Raw genomic sequence first — 15714 nt, 5'->3', positions numbered from 1 at the left:
TCGCAGGCGCCACGCCCGCGTTTGCGACCGTGGGGGAACAGCATCGGCTCGCCGCCCGGCCATCGGCCAAGGTGTCAGGCAGAAGCCCCTTCAGGTTACCAAAAGCATCTCAGACAACCCGTCCAACTCGCCCTTCGCCGCGCGCCAATCCGGCATGTGACGGTCGAGAAGTGCGTAAAAGCGCGGGCTGTGGTTATGTTCGGCGAGGTGGCAAAGCTCGTGGAGAAGGACATACTCAACGCAGTGGGCCGGCGCCTTGATCAGAGCTGGGTTCAGGGTAACGGCACCTTTCGGTGAGCAGCTACCCCAGTAGCGCTTCATTGTGAGCAGCTTAATCGGGGGCGCGACGTCTATCCATGGCAGGTCGACGGCCATACGGGTGATGCGCGAGGTGAAATAGGCCAGAGCACTTTGTCGATACCAGCGTTGTAGGGCGAGCCGAACGTCGGTTGCGTCCCCTTTGGGCGCGATCACTTCCAGGCGGCCAGCGATGAGACGTAGGGAGCGCTTGGCACTGGGGTCGGCGATGACCTTCAGCTTGTAGCGGCGGCCGAGGTAGAAGTGCGTTTCTCCGCTGGAGTAGTCGCGCGCCAGGGCGTGACGTCGGTAGTCCTCAAAGCGCTCGATGTGGTCCATGATCCAACGCGCGCGCTTCTGGACGCCGGCGCGAATCTTCGTCTCGGGCGTGCCGACTGGAGCCTCCACCGTGAAAGCGCCGCCTGGCTCAACGTGAATGCGCAACTTCGCAGTGAGGCGCGCGGATTCATGGACGTCATATTCGGCCGTGCGGGCGCCGTAGCGAAGCGTCAGGCGCATCACGCGGCGTCCCGCGACAGGCCCACTCGGGTCACCTCGACCACTTGGTCGGTGATAGAACGAGCGAGGTCCAGTCCTGTGAGCGAGAACAGCCGAGGAAGAACCGCTTTACGGATCGCGGCTTCGACATTGGCAGGGTTGAGCGAGTTCTCCGCCACAGCCGTCTGCACCATGCCGTCGATGTCCAGCGCTGCGGCAGCGAAAGCGTCAATGTCGGGACCCAACGCGCGCCCCTCGCCGACGGCTAAGCGGATGATGCCAAAGTATGCAGTGGCGTGGCGTTTGGCGTTGAGTGCGGCCGGCGTGCCGTCGACTTTCCGCTCGACGACCTGTTCCTCAATGTCCTTGAAAATCGCGTACTGCTTGAGCGGGTGATCGAACAGTGCCGAGGCCTCGGCGATAGCGGCTTTCAGCAGCTCCGAGAAGTGTCGCTGGGCATAGGGATCTTCGACTAGGTCCTGCTCGATCGTGCGGGTCAGGCGTGTGCGGATGATGTCTGTCTCGTTCCGGGTTTTCTCCTCGCTCCACTCCTCCGGTGCTTGCTTGGACAGGTCGTTAACGACGAGCAGGTTGCCGTCGGACACGACGTCCTCGCCGATCACGTAGCGGTCAACGATCTTGCGGATCTGGTTCTCGTAAGCGTTGAAATCGACGGTCTCGTGGGCGTCCTGCTTCGCCATGCGGCGCAGATTGGAGAAGAACTTCAGGTCGCGCTTGTAGGCGGCGATCTGAGCCTCGGAAAAGGCGCCGTCCTCGAAGAACGAACGGGTGGCCAGCGCGGTGCGCAAGGTCATCCCGAACGCAGTCAGAGCCTCGTAGAAGTCCTCGCGCACCTTCTGGTGGACGTCGGTCGACACGCCCGGCTCGTCGTCCACATAGCGCGGCACCAGCACCTGGCGGTATTGTTCGATGTCGCTACGATTGCGGACGCTCGCGAAGATGGCCCACAGCGTCTCGTGCAGGGCCGGCAGCTTTTTGTACTCGGTGCTGACGTTGGCGTAGAGGCTGTCGATGTCGTCGATATCGAAGCCTCCCTGCGTCTGGTCGGCTAGGTTTTGGTACTGGGTTAGTGCCGAATCCAACTCCGCAAGGATGCCGCGGTAGTCGATCAACAGGCCAAACTTCTTTTGCTCGTGCAGGCGGTTCACCCTGGCGATGGCCTGGATCAGGTTGTGCTGCTTCAGTGGCTTATCGATGTAGAGCACCGCATTACGCGGCTCATCGAAGCCGGTCAGCAGCTTGTCGACCACGATCAGCAGATCGGGCTTACCCTCGGTAGAGAAGTCCTCGATGACGGCCTTCTCGTAGTCCTCTGGATTGCCCGTGACGGTGTCCTTCCACCATTGCAAAACCTCGGGCAGCTCGGACTCGTCCACCTCCTCGTGCCCCTCGCGGGTGTCGGGCGAGGAGATGACGATGGCGCTGCTGACCAGGCCCGTGGCGTCCAGCGCCTTCTTGTAGCGAATGGCCGAAAGCTTGCTGTCGGTGGCGATCTGGCCTTTCAGGCCCAGGTCCAGGTCCTTGAAGTTGGTCTTGAAGTGGACGGCGATGTCCCACGCAATCAGGTCGATCCGGTTGCCGGAGCCATAGACCGGCCCCTTCTTGCCGTACTTCGCCTTCAGGTCGCTCTGCTGCTTCTCGGAGAGGCCCAGCGTGATCTTCTCGAACCATTTGTCGATGGCCGCGTCGTTGATGTCGAGGACTGGCCGGCGCTCTTCATAGAGCAGCGGCGTCACCGTGCCGTCGCTGACCGCGTCGCGCATGGTGTAGGCGTGGATGATCCGGCCGAACTTGCTCGCGGTCTTGTCGTCCTTCAGCAGCGGCGTGCCGGTGAAAGCGATGTAGCTGGCCTTGGGGAGGGCCTGGCGCATCCGCTCGTGGTTCTCGCCGCCCTGGCTGCGATGGCCCTCGTCGACCAGCACGATCATGTCGGCGCTGTCGTTGTGGCACTCGGGCAGCTTCGAGGCGCTGGCGAACTTGTTGATGATGGTGAAGATGATCCGCTCGGCACCCTTGCCGATGCGGCGCGCTAGGTCGCGGCCAGACGATGCCTTGGCCTTAGCGCCGTCCTTATCCGCCAGGCCCGAGCCGAAGGCACCGCCGGTCAGGAAGTTGCCAGCCAGCTGTTTTTCCAGGTCGCGGCGGTCGGTCACCACCACCACGCGACAGTTCTTGAGCGCCTCATCCAGCAAGAGCGCCTTGCAAAGCAGCACCATGGTGAAGCTCTTGCCCGAACCGGTGGTGTGCCAGATCACCCCGCCCTCGCGCCCGCCGTCGGGGCGCAGGGTGCGAACCCGCTCGAGCAACGCCTTAATGCCGAAATACTGCTGGTGACGCGCCGCGATCTTCCCTGCCTTGCGGTCGAACAGCATGAAGGTGCGAGTGAAGTCGAGCAGCCTCTCGGGCGAGCACAGACTGATCAGCAGCCGGTCCTGGCCGGTGACCTCCTGCTGTTCGCTCCATAGGCTGGCGAAGTGCGCCTTCACTTCGGATAGGCGATTACGCAGCAGAGCCTCGCGTGGGTCGGTCTCGAGCGCCTGATTCTTGATCGCCTTGAAATGCGCCTCGTCCAGCACCTCCTCCCGCCAACGCGCCCAAAACTTCTTGGGCGTCCGTGTTGTGCCGTAAAGACCATCGGTCATGCCGATGGAAACCAGCAGCTGGGCATAGGCGAACAGCTCTGGGATCTCGTCCTGGCCCTGGTTGCGGATCATCTGGCTGATGCCTTCGTCCACCATGGCCTTGTTCGGGTTGCCGCTGTCGGGCCGCTTAGCCTCGATCACAAGGAGCGGAATGCCGTTGACGTAGCCGACGATGTCTGGCCGGCGGGTATGCACTCCGCTCGTGGCGAGCAGTTCTACCTCCTCCGTAACCGTGAAGCGGTTGGCTAGGGGCCGGCTCCAATCGACGATCGGCACGGTGACGCTGTGACGCTTGCCGTCCACGAACTCGGTGACGGTCACGCCAAGGGTCAGGGCGTTGTAGATCCGCTCGTTGGCGGTCAGCAGGCCCTCGTTCAGCGCGGGCGAGGAGAGCTCGCGCACGATCTGGTCGATGGCGTTAGTCGATAGCGGATAGGTCTTGCCTTTGTACTCGAAGGTCCGCCGCCGCAGCTCCTCCACCAGCATTGGCACCAGCAGCACGCCCTGGGGGCCGCCGCGCTCGGCCATGCACTCGGCCGGCGGCATGTAGCCCCAGCCCATGGTCACAAGCGTCGCGAGCGCCGGGACGTGGGAGGAATAGATTTCAGCGGTATCGGGGGTTCGCGTCACGGCGTGGCGGCCTTTTTAGTTCGCGGCTTGCGCGTCTTGGCCTTAGCCGCCTTGGGCGGGGATTTATCCGGGATGAAGCACAGTTCGGCCTCGATGCCCATGACTTGGAGATCCTTGAACGCGCGCCGCAAGCTGATGCGCGAGAAAAGCGGCAGGTTCTTGGACTTGTCGCCAGGCGCCTTAGTCGTAACGACACCGAACACGACCTTCAGCGTGTCGTCGTCCAGCGGCTTGTGAAACGCGGCGTCTGAACCAGCGGGCGCCTTGCTTGTGAGCAGCGCCTTCAGCTTGACCTTCGCCTTAGGCTCGTCACGAATCAGCCAGACCGCGTTGACGCCCTGGTTGAACAGGTGGCTCAACGAACCCGACAGGGTCTTCAGCTTGACGTGATGAAGCACCGCGGCGCCATTGACCACTTCGAACAGGTCGCAGGGCTCGACGGCCTTCTGTCCAGCCGGCGCGATGCTCGTGGTGTCGAGGCACAAGCGCGCGGCTGTGGCCGCCGCCTTATTGTAGGCGCCCTCGCTCGTGTGGTTGTAGTTGGGCAAGGTCGTGGCCGTGATCTTGGGATCGAGATAGGCCTTCAGATCGTCGATGAACGACTGCTTGACCTCGTACCATTGGCCTTCGCGCAGGTGATAGGCCACGCCATTGTGATCCGTATCGAACAGGAGACACCGCAAGATCTTGTATTCCGCGTGGGTGAGTGACCCGTCTTCGTTGGTGACGAGAAGGCGGTGCTTTTTGAGGTCGTCCAGCGTCAGTGCCGCGGGGTCCTCGTCATGGTCGTCGAGGTACCGGAAGTAGTCGTCTATATCGGCATCGTCTGACACCTTGCCACCACCGGCGCCAGCGTAGCTCACGCCGAAATTGGAATTGAAGTCCTGGATTTCCGGGACGGTCAGCACGACGCCGTCGTCCTTGGCATGCAGCGCGTCGAGCAGCTTTCCGTTGAGCACCTTGCTAATCGCCGGATCGCGCACCGGCGACACGTTCAGCAGAGCCGGGAAACTCGTGGCGTAAGTGCTCTTGCCGTAGAGATCGAGCAGTGTGGCGCACACGGCCGATAGATCGCCGGACGCCTTGTCCGTACTGATCCTCACATTCGCGGCGCCCGTGATGTTGCGGCACAGGTCCTTCAGGGCCGGATCTTTCACTTTGCCGGTCAGGCTTTTCAGGATCGTGCTGTCCTGGTCGAAATCGAATAGAGTCAGGTCGCCGGGCGCGGGAAGCTGGATGCGTTGGCGCTTGGCGCCGCTGGGCTGCAGGATGTCGGTGCTGCGGATCAGGTCGGGATCGACAGCGTTCAGCGTGACCCGCAGGCCGAAGTCGTGCTCGTACTTTTCGTCTTCGAGGTAGTGGCTCACGTGGCCGAAGGAGAGCGCGAACCAACGGCCCTTGACGGGAAGGAACACCAACGCGCCCTTGGACATCTGCTCCAGCTTGGCGGCCAAGCCGAAGTAGCCGGCCCACCAGATCGGCCGGGGGTCGGTGTCGAGGACGTAGAGGATCGCTCCCTCCGGTAGCCCCTCGCCCTTGATGGTGTCCTTAAGAGCGTGCCCGGCTTTCAGCGCATCCACTGGCGCCTTCACCTCCGACTTCAGCAGGAAGATCGAGAACGACCGGCTCTTGTTGCCCCCCTTACTCATGCTGCCTCGCTCTGCGGCGCGCCAACCCGTCGCTTTCCGGTCAGCAGTTGCTGCATGAGCGCGGCCTTCTCCTGACGAAGGTCGGCAAGCTGGGCGGTCAGGCGGCACAAGCTCAATTCCGCTACGCGAACGACTTCGCCGATGGCCTGCTGCTCGTCCAACTGCGGAATTGTGACCGGGGTCTCCTCGATTGCGCCCACCGTCAGCCCAAACCGCGTCGCCCCATTGGCGCGGGACGCGAAATATTGCCGGCTGACCGGCTGTTCCAGTAGATACTTCAGAAACTGGCCGTCTGCGGTCCTGGGACGGAGGATCGCCAAGTGATAGCCGCACACCAAGTCCGGACTGGTCGATGCGACGTAACTCGGAACGGCGATGTCCCCAGGTGTTTCAGAGTCCTTGGTGATCACGACGTCACCAACGCACAACCCAAACCGCTCAATCTGAGCGCTCGACGCCGTGGCAGGCATAAACGCCTGATCGCTCTCGATACGGTCTGAGGCGTAGACATCTGTGTAGTTGCAGAGACGCACCGCGCGCTCGCCTGGACGAGACTTCTTGTCGACGTTTGAGACGATGATATCCGCCACATCGGAGAGGCGCTGTGTGGACCAAGCTCCGGTGAACCCCGGCAAGCGGCGCTCGCCGCTCAGCAGCGCCTGCATCAGCGCCGCCTTCTGCTCGCGGGCGTTGGCGATCAGGGCCTCAACGGTCCCGATGGCCTGGTCCCAGGTGGCGAGGATTTCTGCGATCCGGCGCTGATCGCGAGCAGGCGGCAGATCGAAATCCCACCTCAGCCAGTCTTCGAGCTTGAAGATCATCTTCTCGACGTGAACGCCGATGCTGGAGTGGAAGCAGGTTTGCTGAAAGTAGATCGAATGGGCCAGGCAATTCAGGAACTGGAGGTTCAACGAGGGGCGCGCCCGGAGCACAGCATACTCGTTCGACACGATGGCGCCGTCGAGTTCGGGTGGCACGATCCCACACGCCCCATGCACGATCTGGCGCTTCGAGATCAAAAAGTCCCCGGCCTTGAGCCGGAACTGACTCTTGACCGCGATTTCCTTGCCTTTCAGCCGCTCGCGCAGCACGACGCCGCCACGCGAACGCTTCGCCGTCACAAGGTCATAGATTTCGTCATCGGCCATTTTCACCGGCCGTGCCTCTTCGAACAGATGCTCGGAGAGCGGCCCGCGCGACCATCCCGGCGGCGTGACGCCGAGGCGGGGCAGGCCAGGTTGCACCGACTTGGGGTAGGCAGAGGCCTTGGAGACTTCGGTCATCAGTAGCCGAGCTCCTTGAGGTAGCCTTCCATCTTCCCCTCCAGCTCTTCCAACTCCTCCTTCAGGCGCAGCCTCTCGGCGCGGACGGCGACCAGGTCGATCTCCGCCTCCTCCTCGAAGGTGTCGACGTAACGCGGGATGTTGAGGTTGAAGTCGTTGCCTGAAATCTCCTCCGGCGTCGCCAGGTGAGCGTACCTCGGCGCCTCGGCGCGGGCGTGGCAGGTCTCGACGATCTTGCGAATGTTGCCGTCGGTCAGCTGGTTCTGGTTCTTGCCCGACCTGAACTCGCGCGAAGCGTCGATGAACAGGACGTTCCGATCGGCCTTGGCCTTGCGTAGGACCAGGATCGCCGCCGGGATGCCGGTGCCGTAGAACAGCTTCTCCGGCAGGCCGATCACCGTTTCGAGGAGGTTCTCCTCGATCAGCTTGCGGCGGATCACACCCTCGCTGCCGCCTCGGAACAGGACGCCGTGGGGCACGACCACCGCCATGCGCCCGGTACGCGGCTTCATGGTCTCCACCATGTGCAGGATGAAGGCGTAGTCTCCCTTGGTGCGGGGCGGCAGGCCCCGCCGGAAGCGGCCGAAGCGGTCGTGCTCGGCTGTGTCGTGGCCCCACTTGTCCAGGCTGAATGGCGGGTTGGCCACCACCACGTCGAAGTGCTTCAGCGCATCCTCGCCGTCGAGCAGCTTGGGATTACGGATCGTGTCGCCCCACTCGATCCGGTGGTTGTCCTCGCCGTGGAGGAACATGTTCATCTTGGCCAGCGCCCAGGTGCTGCCGATCGATTCCTGGCCGTACAGGGCGTACTTTTTGGTCCCGTATTTCGCCTGCACTCGCTGTCCGCACTTCATCAGGAGCGAGCCGGAGCCGCAGGCGGGATCGCAAGCCTCCTCGCCCTCGGTCATGTCCATGATCTCGGCCATCAGGGCTGACACTTCGGGGGGCGTGTAGAACTCGCCAGCCTTGCGCCCAGCATCCGACGCGAAGTTCTTGATCAGGAACTCGTAGGCATTGCCGATCACGTCGAGGTTGCCGATGCGCGAAGGGCGCATGTTCAGCTCGGGCTTGGCGAAATCCTCCAGGAGATGTCGCAGGAGGTCGTTCTTCTGCTTCTCCTCGCCCAGCTTGTTGGAGTTGAAGCTGATGTCCTGGAAGACATCGCGCAGCTTGCCGATGTTAGCGTCTTCGATGGCGTGCAGCGCCTTGTCGATGCGCTCGCCGTTCCCGGGCTCGTGGCGCCGGTCGTAGAGGGCATAGAAGCTGGCGCCCTCCGGAAGGACGAACCGCTCGCTGCGCATCAGCTCGGCGATCAGATCGGGGGTATCGCCGTACTGTTTTTGGTAACCGTCGTAATGGTCCTGCCAGACGTCGCTGATGTACTTGAGGAACAGCAGCGTCAGAACGTAGTCCTTGTAGATGTCTGCCGAGACCGTGCCGCGGAAGGTGTCGCAGGCAGCCCAGACGGCGCGGTTGATGTCTTCTTGTTTGATGGCCTTGGGCATTTCTACTCCTCGTCGTACGCGCGCAACCTGGCGGCAAGCGCGTTCATTTGTTGCTGTCGGTTCTCGATAAGACCGGTGAGCAGGCGTTTCTCGTGCGCGGCGGCATCGGCGAAGGCGACGATCGCGGCCTGCTGGGAGCGCGAGGGGATCACGATCTCCAAGCGCTCGATGACCTCGCGGCGGATGTTCAAAATATGCGAGCCCGTTGCCTCACGCTGTAGGTATTCCTGCGTCGGGGCTTGGTTGATCTGCCATGCCAAAAAGCGGGGATCCAGTTCAGTCCCGCGAGGCCGCAGGACAAAAAATTGCGGAGAGCATACCGTCTGAAACGGCGGTGGATCCAAGGGCACAGCATAGGTACGGACGCCCCGCGGAGAAAAAATAACATCCTGGGAGGTCAAGAATTCAGTCCGCCTCGCCGGCGGAAGTTCGATGCGGGAGACATTCCCCCAGTCGATGCCTGTCTCAGGATCGACATTCCGCATCTGGATGACACCGACGTCGCCCAAGGGAAATCCATCCACTCCCGACCGTAAGGGATGGCCCGCCGAAATTTCGGCAACTTCCGATAACAAGGCTTTTTTTGCACGATGCGCCATCATGCACTCGTTATGTGCACGAACTTGGTCGGCCGTCAAGCTCGAAGTGCATGAAGCTCGTTATTGCAATACGATTCTAGCTCCGGGCAAGCGGGGCCTCTTCAATTTCAGGACGGATCGGAAGAGACACGCCCCTGCTAGGGGGCATTGCAGCTCATGTGCTCTAAAGCCGCCGCGCCGCCACAGCAGGTAGAATCTCGATATACGCAGTATCCCCGACTATTAAACGTGCGGCGATCGCCAAGCCAGCGGCTTCGATCAGAACGGCACCGCTGCCGCCCAAAATAAGGCATCCCGATCTATTGCAGCCGGCCTGCTCTGCCTGCTCCTCGCTGCATCCGTCATCTGCGACGGGAGGAAATGAGGAAATAAAAATGAGCCATCTACCTACGATTCCGCCGCGCTTCCTTGTCACCAAGGAGGCCTCGTGCTTCCTGGCGCTTTCGCTCGGACGCTCGAGAAGCATCGCACCTATGGAACCGGTCCGGTCTATCGCTAGATCGGCGGACGGGTCGTCTATGCGCTTTCCGATCTACAGGCATGGGCCGACAAAGGGCTGCGATACTCGACCTCGGAGTCCGGACCTGACGTCGTCTATCCCGCCAAATGGCGCGCAGTGCTGGAAAGGCCGCTCAAGCAACTGGAGGATATGACCGAAAAGGCATAGTCCGGTTGGCCCGCGGGTTGGAGGTAGCCTTCTACCCGCGGGCGTTGGTCGCAACGACCGAACGACCACCTAGCCTGGCCGGCGCCGATGGCGAGTATGTGAGGGGAGATCGGCCGCGAGTACGACATCGCAAACCGAGACTGTCCAATACGAGGTTGCAGGATTGGAGAGCGATCGCGACATGATCCGATCCTTGGCGAAAAGGCTCGCGGAAGGAGACTGTGACGCCGATCGCATCAGAACCCGGATTAACGAGGCTCTCGACGGCAAAGGCAGCATCGTCGCCGCACTTTTGCGATCACCGCTGGTTGGAGCGGACGTCGACCTGACACGCGACCGCGAACTTCCGCGCGATATCGACCTGTAGGTCGAGCCAGATCACGCAGCGTCGCGATCCGCGGCGCGATAGACTCCATAGCCCACCTTCACCAGCAGGCCCTCCTCGCACATCCACGCAAGGTAGTGTCTTGGGATACCAATGGCGGTGAAATCGCTGGTCTTCACGGTGGCTCTTTCGCGAGCGAGCGCGTATGCCTTATCTCGAAGCGAGGGCTTCGGCCCGCCGGCCTGGCGAACGCGCTCCTCACGATCCCGATCACGTTTTCTGCGGGTCGGAAGCTGTGGCGAACGTTCGACGGCAATCGGCAGTTCGTAGTTCTGGCTTTCGTCGGTCCCGGGGAGCCATTCCAGACCTCATCAGCTTGGAACCTGCCCCTGGGGCTGCTGTTATGCTCGCGTAATGAAGCGCGCGCTCGTCTTCTGCCTTGTCCTCCTGTCCGCCTGTGATTCGCTCCCGCGTGACCCCGCCGGCACCTCTGATCGGATCGCGAGGACCCGTACCTTCACGGTCGCCGCAGTGGATCCCTCGGTCCGCGCCGCGCCGGAGGTCGGTGCACTTCTTCAGGCGATCGCACGGACGACCGGAGCACGGCCGGCATGGCGCGAAGGCACGGGCGAGACAGTCCTTGAAGCGCTCGATCAGGGAAAGCTGGACCTAGCGATCGGCCGTTTTACTAAGTCGAGTCCCTGGGAAAACCAGATTGCCCTCGCCCCGCCGCTCGCGACATCCCGCACCGACGACGCGCAATTGGAGCTGCGAGCCGCCGCCAGGAACGGCGAGAACCGGTGGATCATGACCGTCGAGAGAGCCAGCCGCACTGTTCCTCAGAGGACCGGGGGACGGTGAGCCGCGACCGCATTCCCGCTGAACTTCAAGACGCGTTCGCAAAGGCGATCCGGCTCGAACGCTGGCACATCTTCTGGACGATCACGATCATCATCGTGATGGGCCTGGCGCTCGGCCAGAGCGAGACGATGAAGACCGCCTGGGTCGAGGACTCGCTTGGCCTGGTTCCGCCGATCATGTTCCTGATCGCGGCGCATATGGAGCGGAAATGGGGCTGTTCCCGACGCTACCCCTTCGGCTTCGACCGCGTGAATGGCCTCGGGTTCTTCGTCGCTGCCGTCGCGCTGACTGCGGTTGGCGCGCTCCTGCTCTACAATGCCGTGACGGCGCTCGCCTCGATGGAGCATGCCACCGTCGGCTCGATCGTGATCCTGGGGCACGACATCTGGCTCGGCTGGCTGATGCTCGTGGCGCAGGCCTATTCGTTGGTCCCGCCGCTGATTATCGGCCGCAAGCAGCTGCCGCTTGCCGAGCAGCTCAACGACAAGCTCCTCCACACCGACGCGCTGATGAACAAGGCGAACTGGATGACGGGCGCGGCCGGCCTTGCCGGCGTGACCGGCCTGGGTCTCGGCTGGTGGTGGGCGGACTCGGTCGCGGCGGCGATCATATCGATCGACGTCATCCACGACGGACTGAAGGCGCTGCGATCCTCCACGGCGGAGCTGATCGACGGCGCGCCGCGCGCCCTCTCTTCACCGGATCTGTCCGAGGACGCTCAGGCGCTCGGTCGTGAACTCGCCGCCCGTTATCCCGGCAGCGACGTCCGGCTGCGGGAAACAGGCCGGCTGATCCGTGCCGAAATCCACGGCGCGCACTCGCCGGATGATTTCGCATTGGCGGAGCACTGGCCCGGCGACGAGAAGCGCGTCTGGCGGCTGGCGCAAGTCAGCTTCGCCCCGCCGGTAAAAGATGACGGCACCGTCAGTTCCTGATGCGCCAGCCCCGACGAAGCAGCACATAGGTGACGACCGCCAGTACCAGGTTGACCGCCAGCAGCACCGCGGAGCCGATCGCGACCGGTGAATCCGCCTGCGCCAGGAAGCCGTAGCGGAAGCCGGAGATCACGTGGAAGAACGGGTTGGCATGGCTGATCGCGGCAAAGGCGGGCTGCAGATGATCGACCGAGTAGAACGTGCCCGACAGCAGCGACAGCGGCACAACCACGAAGTTCGTCACCGCCGCGGCATGATCGAACTTCTCCGCCCAGAGCGAAGTCAGCAGCCCGAGCAGCGACAGCATGATCGATCCCATCAGGCCAAACCAGACCACCGCCCAGAGATGGTACACGCCGACATGCACTCCCGGCCAGAACAGCATGATGAACCACACGGCAAGTCCGACCAGAACTGCGCGGGTCACCGATGCGGCGATCAGGCCGCTCATCAGCTCTGCTGTGGAGAGCGGCGGCATGACATAGTCGATGATCGTCCCCTGGATCTTGCCGACCAGGAGCGAGAAGCTCGAATTGGCGAAGGCGTTCTGCAGCATGCCCATCACAATCAGGCCGGGCGCCAGGAAATCGGCGAAGGACACGCCCATCACCATCCGCCCGGATCGGCCCAGCGCCACCGTGAAGATCACCAGATACAGCAGCGTGGTGACTGCCGGCGCCCAGATCGTCTGGAGCTGGACCTTGAAGAACCGCCGCACCTCTTTGATATAGAGCGCGCGAAGCCCCACCCAGTTGACTGCGCCCAGTGCGCTTTCGCCGGGGTTGCGGGCTACCCAATTTGAAGGCTGGTCGTTCATGGTCCGCTCGCCTATCGGCTGCGGACTGCGGCCGCAAGACGAACCGAGGAAGACTGCATGAGTTGGACCGACGAGCGCATCGAGCGACTGAAGACGCTCTGGGGCCAGGGCATGACCGCCAGCCAGATTGCCGAGGAACTGACCGGCGTCAGCCGCAACGCGGTCATCGGCAAGGCGCATCGCCTTGGGCTGGAAGCGCGTCCCTCCCCGGTGCGTGGTGGCGAGTCGGTCGAGACGTCCGTGCCGGCACCCGCGCCCGCCGTCGAGATCGCCGCCGAACCGAAGGTGGAGGCCCTGGAGCGTCCGGTCCAGCCCGCGCCCGCTCCGGCGCCTGTACCGCCTCCTTCGATCAGCCCCACGCCGGCGACGCCCGCACCGACCATGATGCGTTCCATCGGCCCCGGCGGCTTCGAACGGCAGAACCCGAGCGAGCAGCAGCCGCCCGCCACCCCCGCCCCGCCGCGTCGGCTGGTCCCGGCCAAGCCGAGCGCCGACATGGCCGGCAAGACCTCGCTCCTCGATCTCAACGACAAGATCTGCAAATGGCCGCTCGGACATCCCGGTGAGCCGGACTTCCATTTCTGCGGAGACAAGGTGAACCCGGGCTTTCCTTATTGCGTGGCGCATTGCAGCGTCGCCTATCAGGCGCAGCTCCCCCGCCGCGATCGCCGCCCCCCGCCGCCGCTCCCCTTCGGCGGCCCTCGCGTCAGGTAAGGTTCGGACTCGTCACCTCGAACATCGATCGGGGTGACGAGAGGCGCGCCGTATCCTAAACCGAAGCGGTGAACGCGCGCGCTCTTCTATACCCGCTCTACGCCGCGCAGCTCGCCACCGGCGCCAAGTCGTTCCGCGACAATCCGCTGATCGGCTCGCCCGCGCTCAACCGGCGTGGTCTCCATACCCGCCGGGTCGCACTCGCCCATAACCTCGCCGGGTGGCGTCGCTCCCACTTGGCCCACCTACTCTCCCCCGAAGACCGCGCCGCGTTCGATCGTGACGGCTTCGTGGAGAAGCGCGACTTCCTGCCACCGGCGCTCTTCTCCACCCTGCGCGACGCGGTGCTGGCCCGCCGCGCGCCCGCCCGCGACATGGTGCAGGGCGACACGATCACCCGCCGCTTCGCCGTTGATCCAGCCTACATCCGAGACGTACCGGCGCTGCGCGCGCCCCTCGCCGATCCGGTCTGGCGCGGCCTGATCCGTTACGCGGGCAGCTTCGATCAGGAGCCGCTCGTCTACGTTCAATCCATCCTCAGTCACGTCCGCGATGCAGAGCCCGACCCGCAGACCGCCTTTCACGCCGACACCTTCCACCCGACGGTGAAGGCATGGCTCTTCCTGACCGACGTGGCTGAGGACGAGGGTCCCTTCACCTATGTCCCCGGCTCCCACCGCCTCACGCCCGCGCGACTGGCCTGGGAGCAGGCGATGAGCCTGAAAGCGCCCGGCGGCGTCGATCGCCTCTCCGCACGCGGCTCTTTCCGCATCGCGGAGAGCGACCTGCCGTCGCTCGGCCTCTCCGCTCCGCGCGCCTTCGCCGTTCCCGCCAACACACTGGTCGTCGGCGACACCTTCGGCTTCCACGCGCGCGGCCCCTCCGTTCGGCCGAGTACGCGCGTCGAGATTTGGGCCTACGGCCGGCGCAACCCGTTCCTGCCCTTCGCCGGCCTCGACCCGCTCAGCACAGCCGGTCTCGCGGAGCGGCGGATCGGATGGAACTGGGCTTGGCGCGACTGGCTCCACGCGCGCGGCTGGAAGGGACACCCCTGGCGTGACGTGGGGCCAAAGACACCGGCGGAACGCTAGACGGGCAGTGCCAGGATCAAGACGTTCATCAGCAGCACCAGCGCCATGACGATCATCAGCAGCCCGCGCTTCCTGTCTCCGCCCCTGTAGATCATCCGCCCGCCCGCACCGATCAGGACGAAGGCGGCGATCATCGCGAGGCCGAGCATGGCGGCGGCGAAGGTGGTCATCGGATGATCTCCGCGAAATCGGCTGGGTCGATATTCCCGCCGGACAGGATGACCAGGGTCTCGGGCACGACGTCCACCTTGCCCGCCAGCATCGCGGCAAGCGCGACCGCCCCGCCGGCTTCCGCCACCAGTTGCAGCCGATCGAAAGCCAAGCGGATCGCCACTTCGATCTCTTCCTCGCTCACCGCCACCCCCCGCGCACCGGCATCCTGGAGGACACTGAACGTCCGATCCGCGACCCGGATCGTCTGAAGCGCATCACAGCGGGTCGTCGGTGGCTTCGGCCCAACCTCGACGATCGCGCCGGAGAGCAGCGATCGACCCATCTCATCCCAGCCTTCCGGCTCGACGACGACGATCTCACTACCCGGAATCGCAAGGGCGATCCCCGCCGCAAGACCGCCTCCGCCACACGGCACGACGACCCTTGCCGGCGCCCGTCCCATCTGCCCGGCTGCTTCCAGCCCGATCGTCCCTTGTCCCTCGATCACCCAGGGATCGTCGAAGCTCGGCACCAGCACCGCGCCCCGCTCCGCCGCCAGAGCCGCCGCGATCCTCTCCCGGCTCTCCGTCGCGCGGTCGTAGGGCACGACCTCGCCCCCCAGCGCCTCGGTCGCAAGCCGCTTCGCGCGCGGCGCATCGGCCGGCATCACGATCGTCGCACGTATGCCGAGCTTCCTCGCCGCCCAGGCCACACCCTGCGCATGATTTCCGGAGGAAAAGGCGACGACCCCCGCCGCCCGCTCCTTTTCCGACAGCGCGGCGAGGCGATGATAGGCACCGCGGAGCTTGAACGCGCCCACCGGCTGCAGCGATTCCGGCTTCAGCCAGAATCGGCCGGCCGGCCCATCCACCGGAAGAATCGGCGTCTTCGTCGCAACACCGGAAAGGACATGCAACGCGCGGACGATCCCGGCGTTGGACGCTTCATAATTGCCTTGCTCGTTCAACAACTTGGCTCACCGTAACACTGTTTTGCGACCGATCGACGGATGCAGGGGTCCAACGGT

15 protein-coding genes and 1 pseudogene are annotated in these 15714 nt (G+C 63.8%); 6 read left to right on the top strand and 10 right to left on the bottom strand.

The window, feature by feature from the left end; translation table 11 throughout:
- Positions 1-90 precede the first annotated feature (90 nt).
- The 6 genes from ACM608_RS07525 to ACM608_RS07500 are packed head-to-tail and all read right to left on the bottom strand — an operon-like array spanning position 91 to position 9124.
- A complete protein-coding gene (locus ACM608_RS07525) occupies positions 91-816 on the bottom strand; it encodes a M48 family metallopeptidase (RefSeq protein ID WP_419682625.1) in 726 nt (241 codons plus the stop codon).
- Positions 816-4088, bottom strand: coding sequence for a type I restriction endonuclease subunit R (locus tag ACM608_RS07520; RefSeq protein ID WP_419682624.1), 3273 nt, complete (start codon positions 4086-4088; stop codon positions 816-818). Before ACM608_RS07520 ends, ACM608_RS07525 begins: the two co-directional genes overlap by 1 nt.
- Positions 4085-5737: a DUF6119 family protein gene (locus ACM608_RS07515; protein ID WP_419682623.1), complete on the bottom strand. Its 1653-nt coding sequence runs from the start codon at positions 5735-5737 to the stop codon at positions 4085-4087. Before ACM608_RS07515 ends, ACM608_RS07520 begins: the two co-directional genes overlap by 4 nt.
- The gene (locus ACM608_RS07510) at positions 5734-7020 is read right to left on the bottom strand and encodes a restriction endonuclease subunit S (RefSeq protein WP_419682622.1); all 1287 of its coding nucleotides are present in this window, start codon (positions 7018-7020) and stop codon (positions 5734-5736) included. The genes ACM608_RS07515 and ACM608_RS07510 overlap by 4 nt, the downstream gene beginning before the upstream one ends.
- The gene (locus ACM608_RS07505) at positions 7020-8525 is read right to left on the bottom strand and encodes a type I restriction-modification system subunit M (RefSeq protein ID WP_419682621.1); all 1506 of its coding nucleotides are present in this window, start codon (positions 8523-8525) and stop codon (positions 7020-7022) included. Before ACM608_RS07505 ends, ACM608_RS07510 begins: the two co-directional genes overlap by 1 nt.
- 2 nt (positions 8526-8527) lie before the next feature.
- A complete protein-coding gene (locus ACM608_RS07500) occupies positions 8528-9124 on the bottom strand; it encodes a hypothetical protein (RefSeq protein WP_419682620.1) in 597 nt (198 codons plus the stop codon).
- 374 nt (positions 9125-9498) lie between these two features.
- Here ACM608_RS07500 and ACM608_RS07495 point away from each other — a divergent pair.
- Together ACM608_RS07495 and ACM608_RS07490 are read left to right on the top strand one after the other, a co-directional pair.
- A pseudogene (locus ACM608_RS07495) lies at positions 9499-9791 on the top strand (helix-turn-helix transcriptional regulator).
- Positions 9792-9984: 193 nt separating this feature from the next.
- On the top strand, positions 9985-10158 hold the full coding sequence (locus tag ACM608_RS07490; RefSeq protein WP_419682619.1) for a hypothetical protein: 174 nt from the start codon (positions 9985-9987) through the stop codon (positions 10156-10158).
- A gap of 11 nt (positions 10159-10169) precedes the next feature.
- Here the strand turns inward: ACM608_RS07490 and ACM608_RS07485 are convergent, their stop codons facing one another.
- Positions 10170-10433: a type IV toxin-antitoxin system AbiEi family antitoxin domain-containing protein gene (locus tag ACM608_RS07485; RefSeq protein ID WP_419685130.1), complete on the bottom strand. Its 264-nt coding sequence runs from the start codon at positions 10431-10433 to the stop codon at positions 10170-10172.
- Positions 10434-10530: 97 nt separating this feature from the next.
- Here ACM608_RS07485 and ACM608_RS07480 point away from each other — a divergent pair, with 97 nt between their 5' ends.
- The gene (locus ACM608_RS07480) at positions 10531-10977 is read left to right on the top strand and encodes a hypothetical protein (RefSeq protein WP_419682618.1); all 447 of its coding nucleotides are present in this window, start codon (positions 10531-10533) and stop codon (positions 10975-10977) included.
- On the top strand, positions 10974-11912 hold the full coding sequence (locus ACM608_RS07475; protein ID WP_419682617.1) for a cation transporter: 939 nt from the start codon (positions 10974-10976) through the stop codon (positions 11910-11912). The genes ACM608_RS07480 and ACM608_RS07475 overlap by 4 nt, the downstream gene beginning before the upstream one ends.
- Here the strand turns inward: ACM608_RS07475 and ACM608_RS07470 are convergent.
- On the bottom strand, positions 11902-12729 hold the full coding sequence (locus ACM608_RS07470; protein ID WP_419682616.1) for an ABC transporter permease: 828 nt from the start codon (positions 12727-12729) through the stop codon (positions 11902-11904). The two genes, ACM608_RS07475 and ACM608_RS07470, sit on opposite strands and share 11 nt — an antisense overlap.
- Positions 12730-12786: 57 nt before the next feature.
- On the opposite strand from ACM608_RS07470, the gene ACM608_RS07465 reads away from it, so the two are divergent.
- Together ACM608_RS07465 and ACM608_RS07460 are read left to right on the top strand one after the other, a co-directional pair.
- Positions 12787-13443, top strand: a complete 657-nt coding sequence (locus ACM608_RS07465; RefSeq protein ID WP_419682614.1) for a GcrA family cell cycle regulator — start codon at positions 12787-12789, stop codon at positions 13441-13443.
- Between the two features lie 68 nt (positions 13444-13511).
- The gene (locus ACM608_RS07460; protein WP_419682613.1) at positions 13512-14534 is read left to right on the top strand and encodes a phytanoyl-CoA dioxygenase family protein; all 1023 of its coding nucleotides are present in this window, start codon (positions 13512-13514) and stop codon (positions 14532-14534) included.
- Here the strand turns inward: ACM608_RS07460 and ACM608_RS07455 are convergent.
- Positions 14531-14704: a hypothetical protein gene (locus ACM608_RS07455; RefSeq protein ID WP_419682612.1), complete on the bottom strand. Its 174-nt coding sequence runs from the start codon at positions 14702-14704 to the stop codon at positions 14531-14533. The genes ACM608_RS07460 and ACM608_RS07455 overlap by 4 nt on opposite strands.
- Positions 14701-15654: a threonine ammonia-lyase gene (locus ACM608_RS07450; protein ID WP_419685129.1), complete on the bottom strand. Its 954-nt coding sequence runs from the start codon at positions 15652-15654 to the stop codon at positions 14701-14703. The genes ACM608_RS07455 and ACM608_RS07450 overlap by 4 nt, the downstream gene beginning before the upstream one ends.
- Between the last annotated feature and the right edge of the window lie 60 nt (positions 15655-15714).

Origin of the sequence: Sphingomonas sp. ID0503, assembly GCF_048565625.1 — a bacterium.
GTDB lineage: Bacteria > Pseudomonadota > Alphaproteobacteria > Sphingomonadales > Sphingomonadaceae > JBLZUR01.
This window is presented reverse-complemented; position numbering and strand designations above follow the sequence as displayed.

Excerpts from the sequence above, each read along its gene's own strand:
- ACM608_RS07525 (WP_419682625.1), bottom strand. The coding sequence starts at position 816 with ATGCGCCTGACGCTTCGCTACGGCGCCCGCACGGCCGAATATGACGTC.
- ACM608_RS07515 (WP_419682623.1), bottom strand. The coding sequence starts at position 5,737 with ATGAGTAAGGGGGGCAACAAGAGCCGGTCGTTCTCGATCTTCCTGCTG.
- ACM608_RS07510 (WP_419682622.1), bottom strand. The coding sequence starts at position 7,020 with ATGACCGAAGTCTCCAAGGCCTCTGCCTACCCCAAGTCGGTGCAACCT.
- ACM608_RS07505 (WP_419682621.1), bottom strand. The coding sequence starts at position 8,525 with ATGCCCAAGGCCATCAAACAAGAAGACATCAACCGCGCCGTCTGGGCT.
- ACM608_RS07500 (WP_419682620.1), bottom strand. The coding sequence starts at position 9,124 with ATGGCGCATCGTGCAAAAAAAGCCTTGTTATCGGAAGTTGCCGAAATT.
- ACM608_RS07480 (WP_419682618.1), top strand. The coding sequence starts at position 10,531 with ATGAAGCGCGCGCTCGTCTTCTGCCTTGTCCTCCTGTCCGCCTGTGAT.
- ACM608_RS07470 (WP_419682616.1), bottom strand. The coding sequence starts at position 12,729 with ATGAACGACCAGCCTTCAAATTGGGTAGCCCGCAACCCCGGCGAAAGC.
- ACM608_RS07465 (WP_419682614.1), top strand. The coding sequence starts at position 12,787 with ATGAGTTGGACCGACGAGCGCATCGAGCGACTGAAGACGCTCTGGGGC.
- ACM608_RS07455 (WP_419682612.1), bottom strand. The coding sequence starts at position 14,704 with ATGACCACCTTCGCCGCCGCCATGCTCGGCCTCGCGATGATCGCCGCC.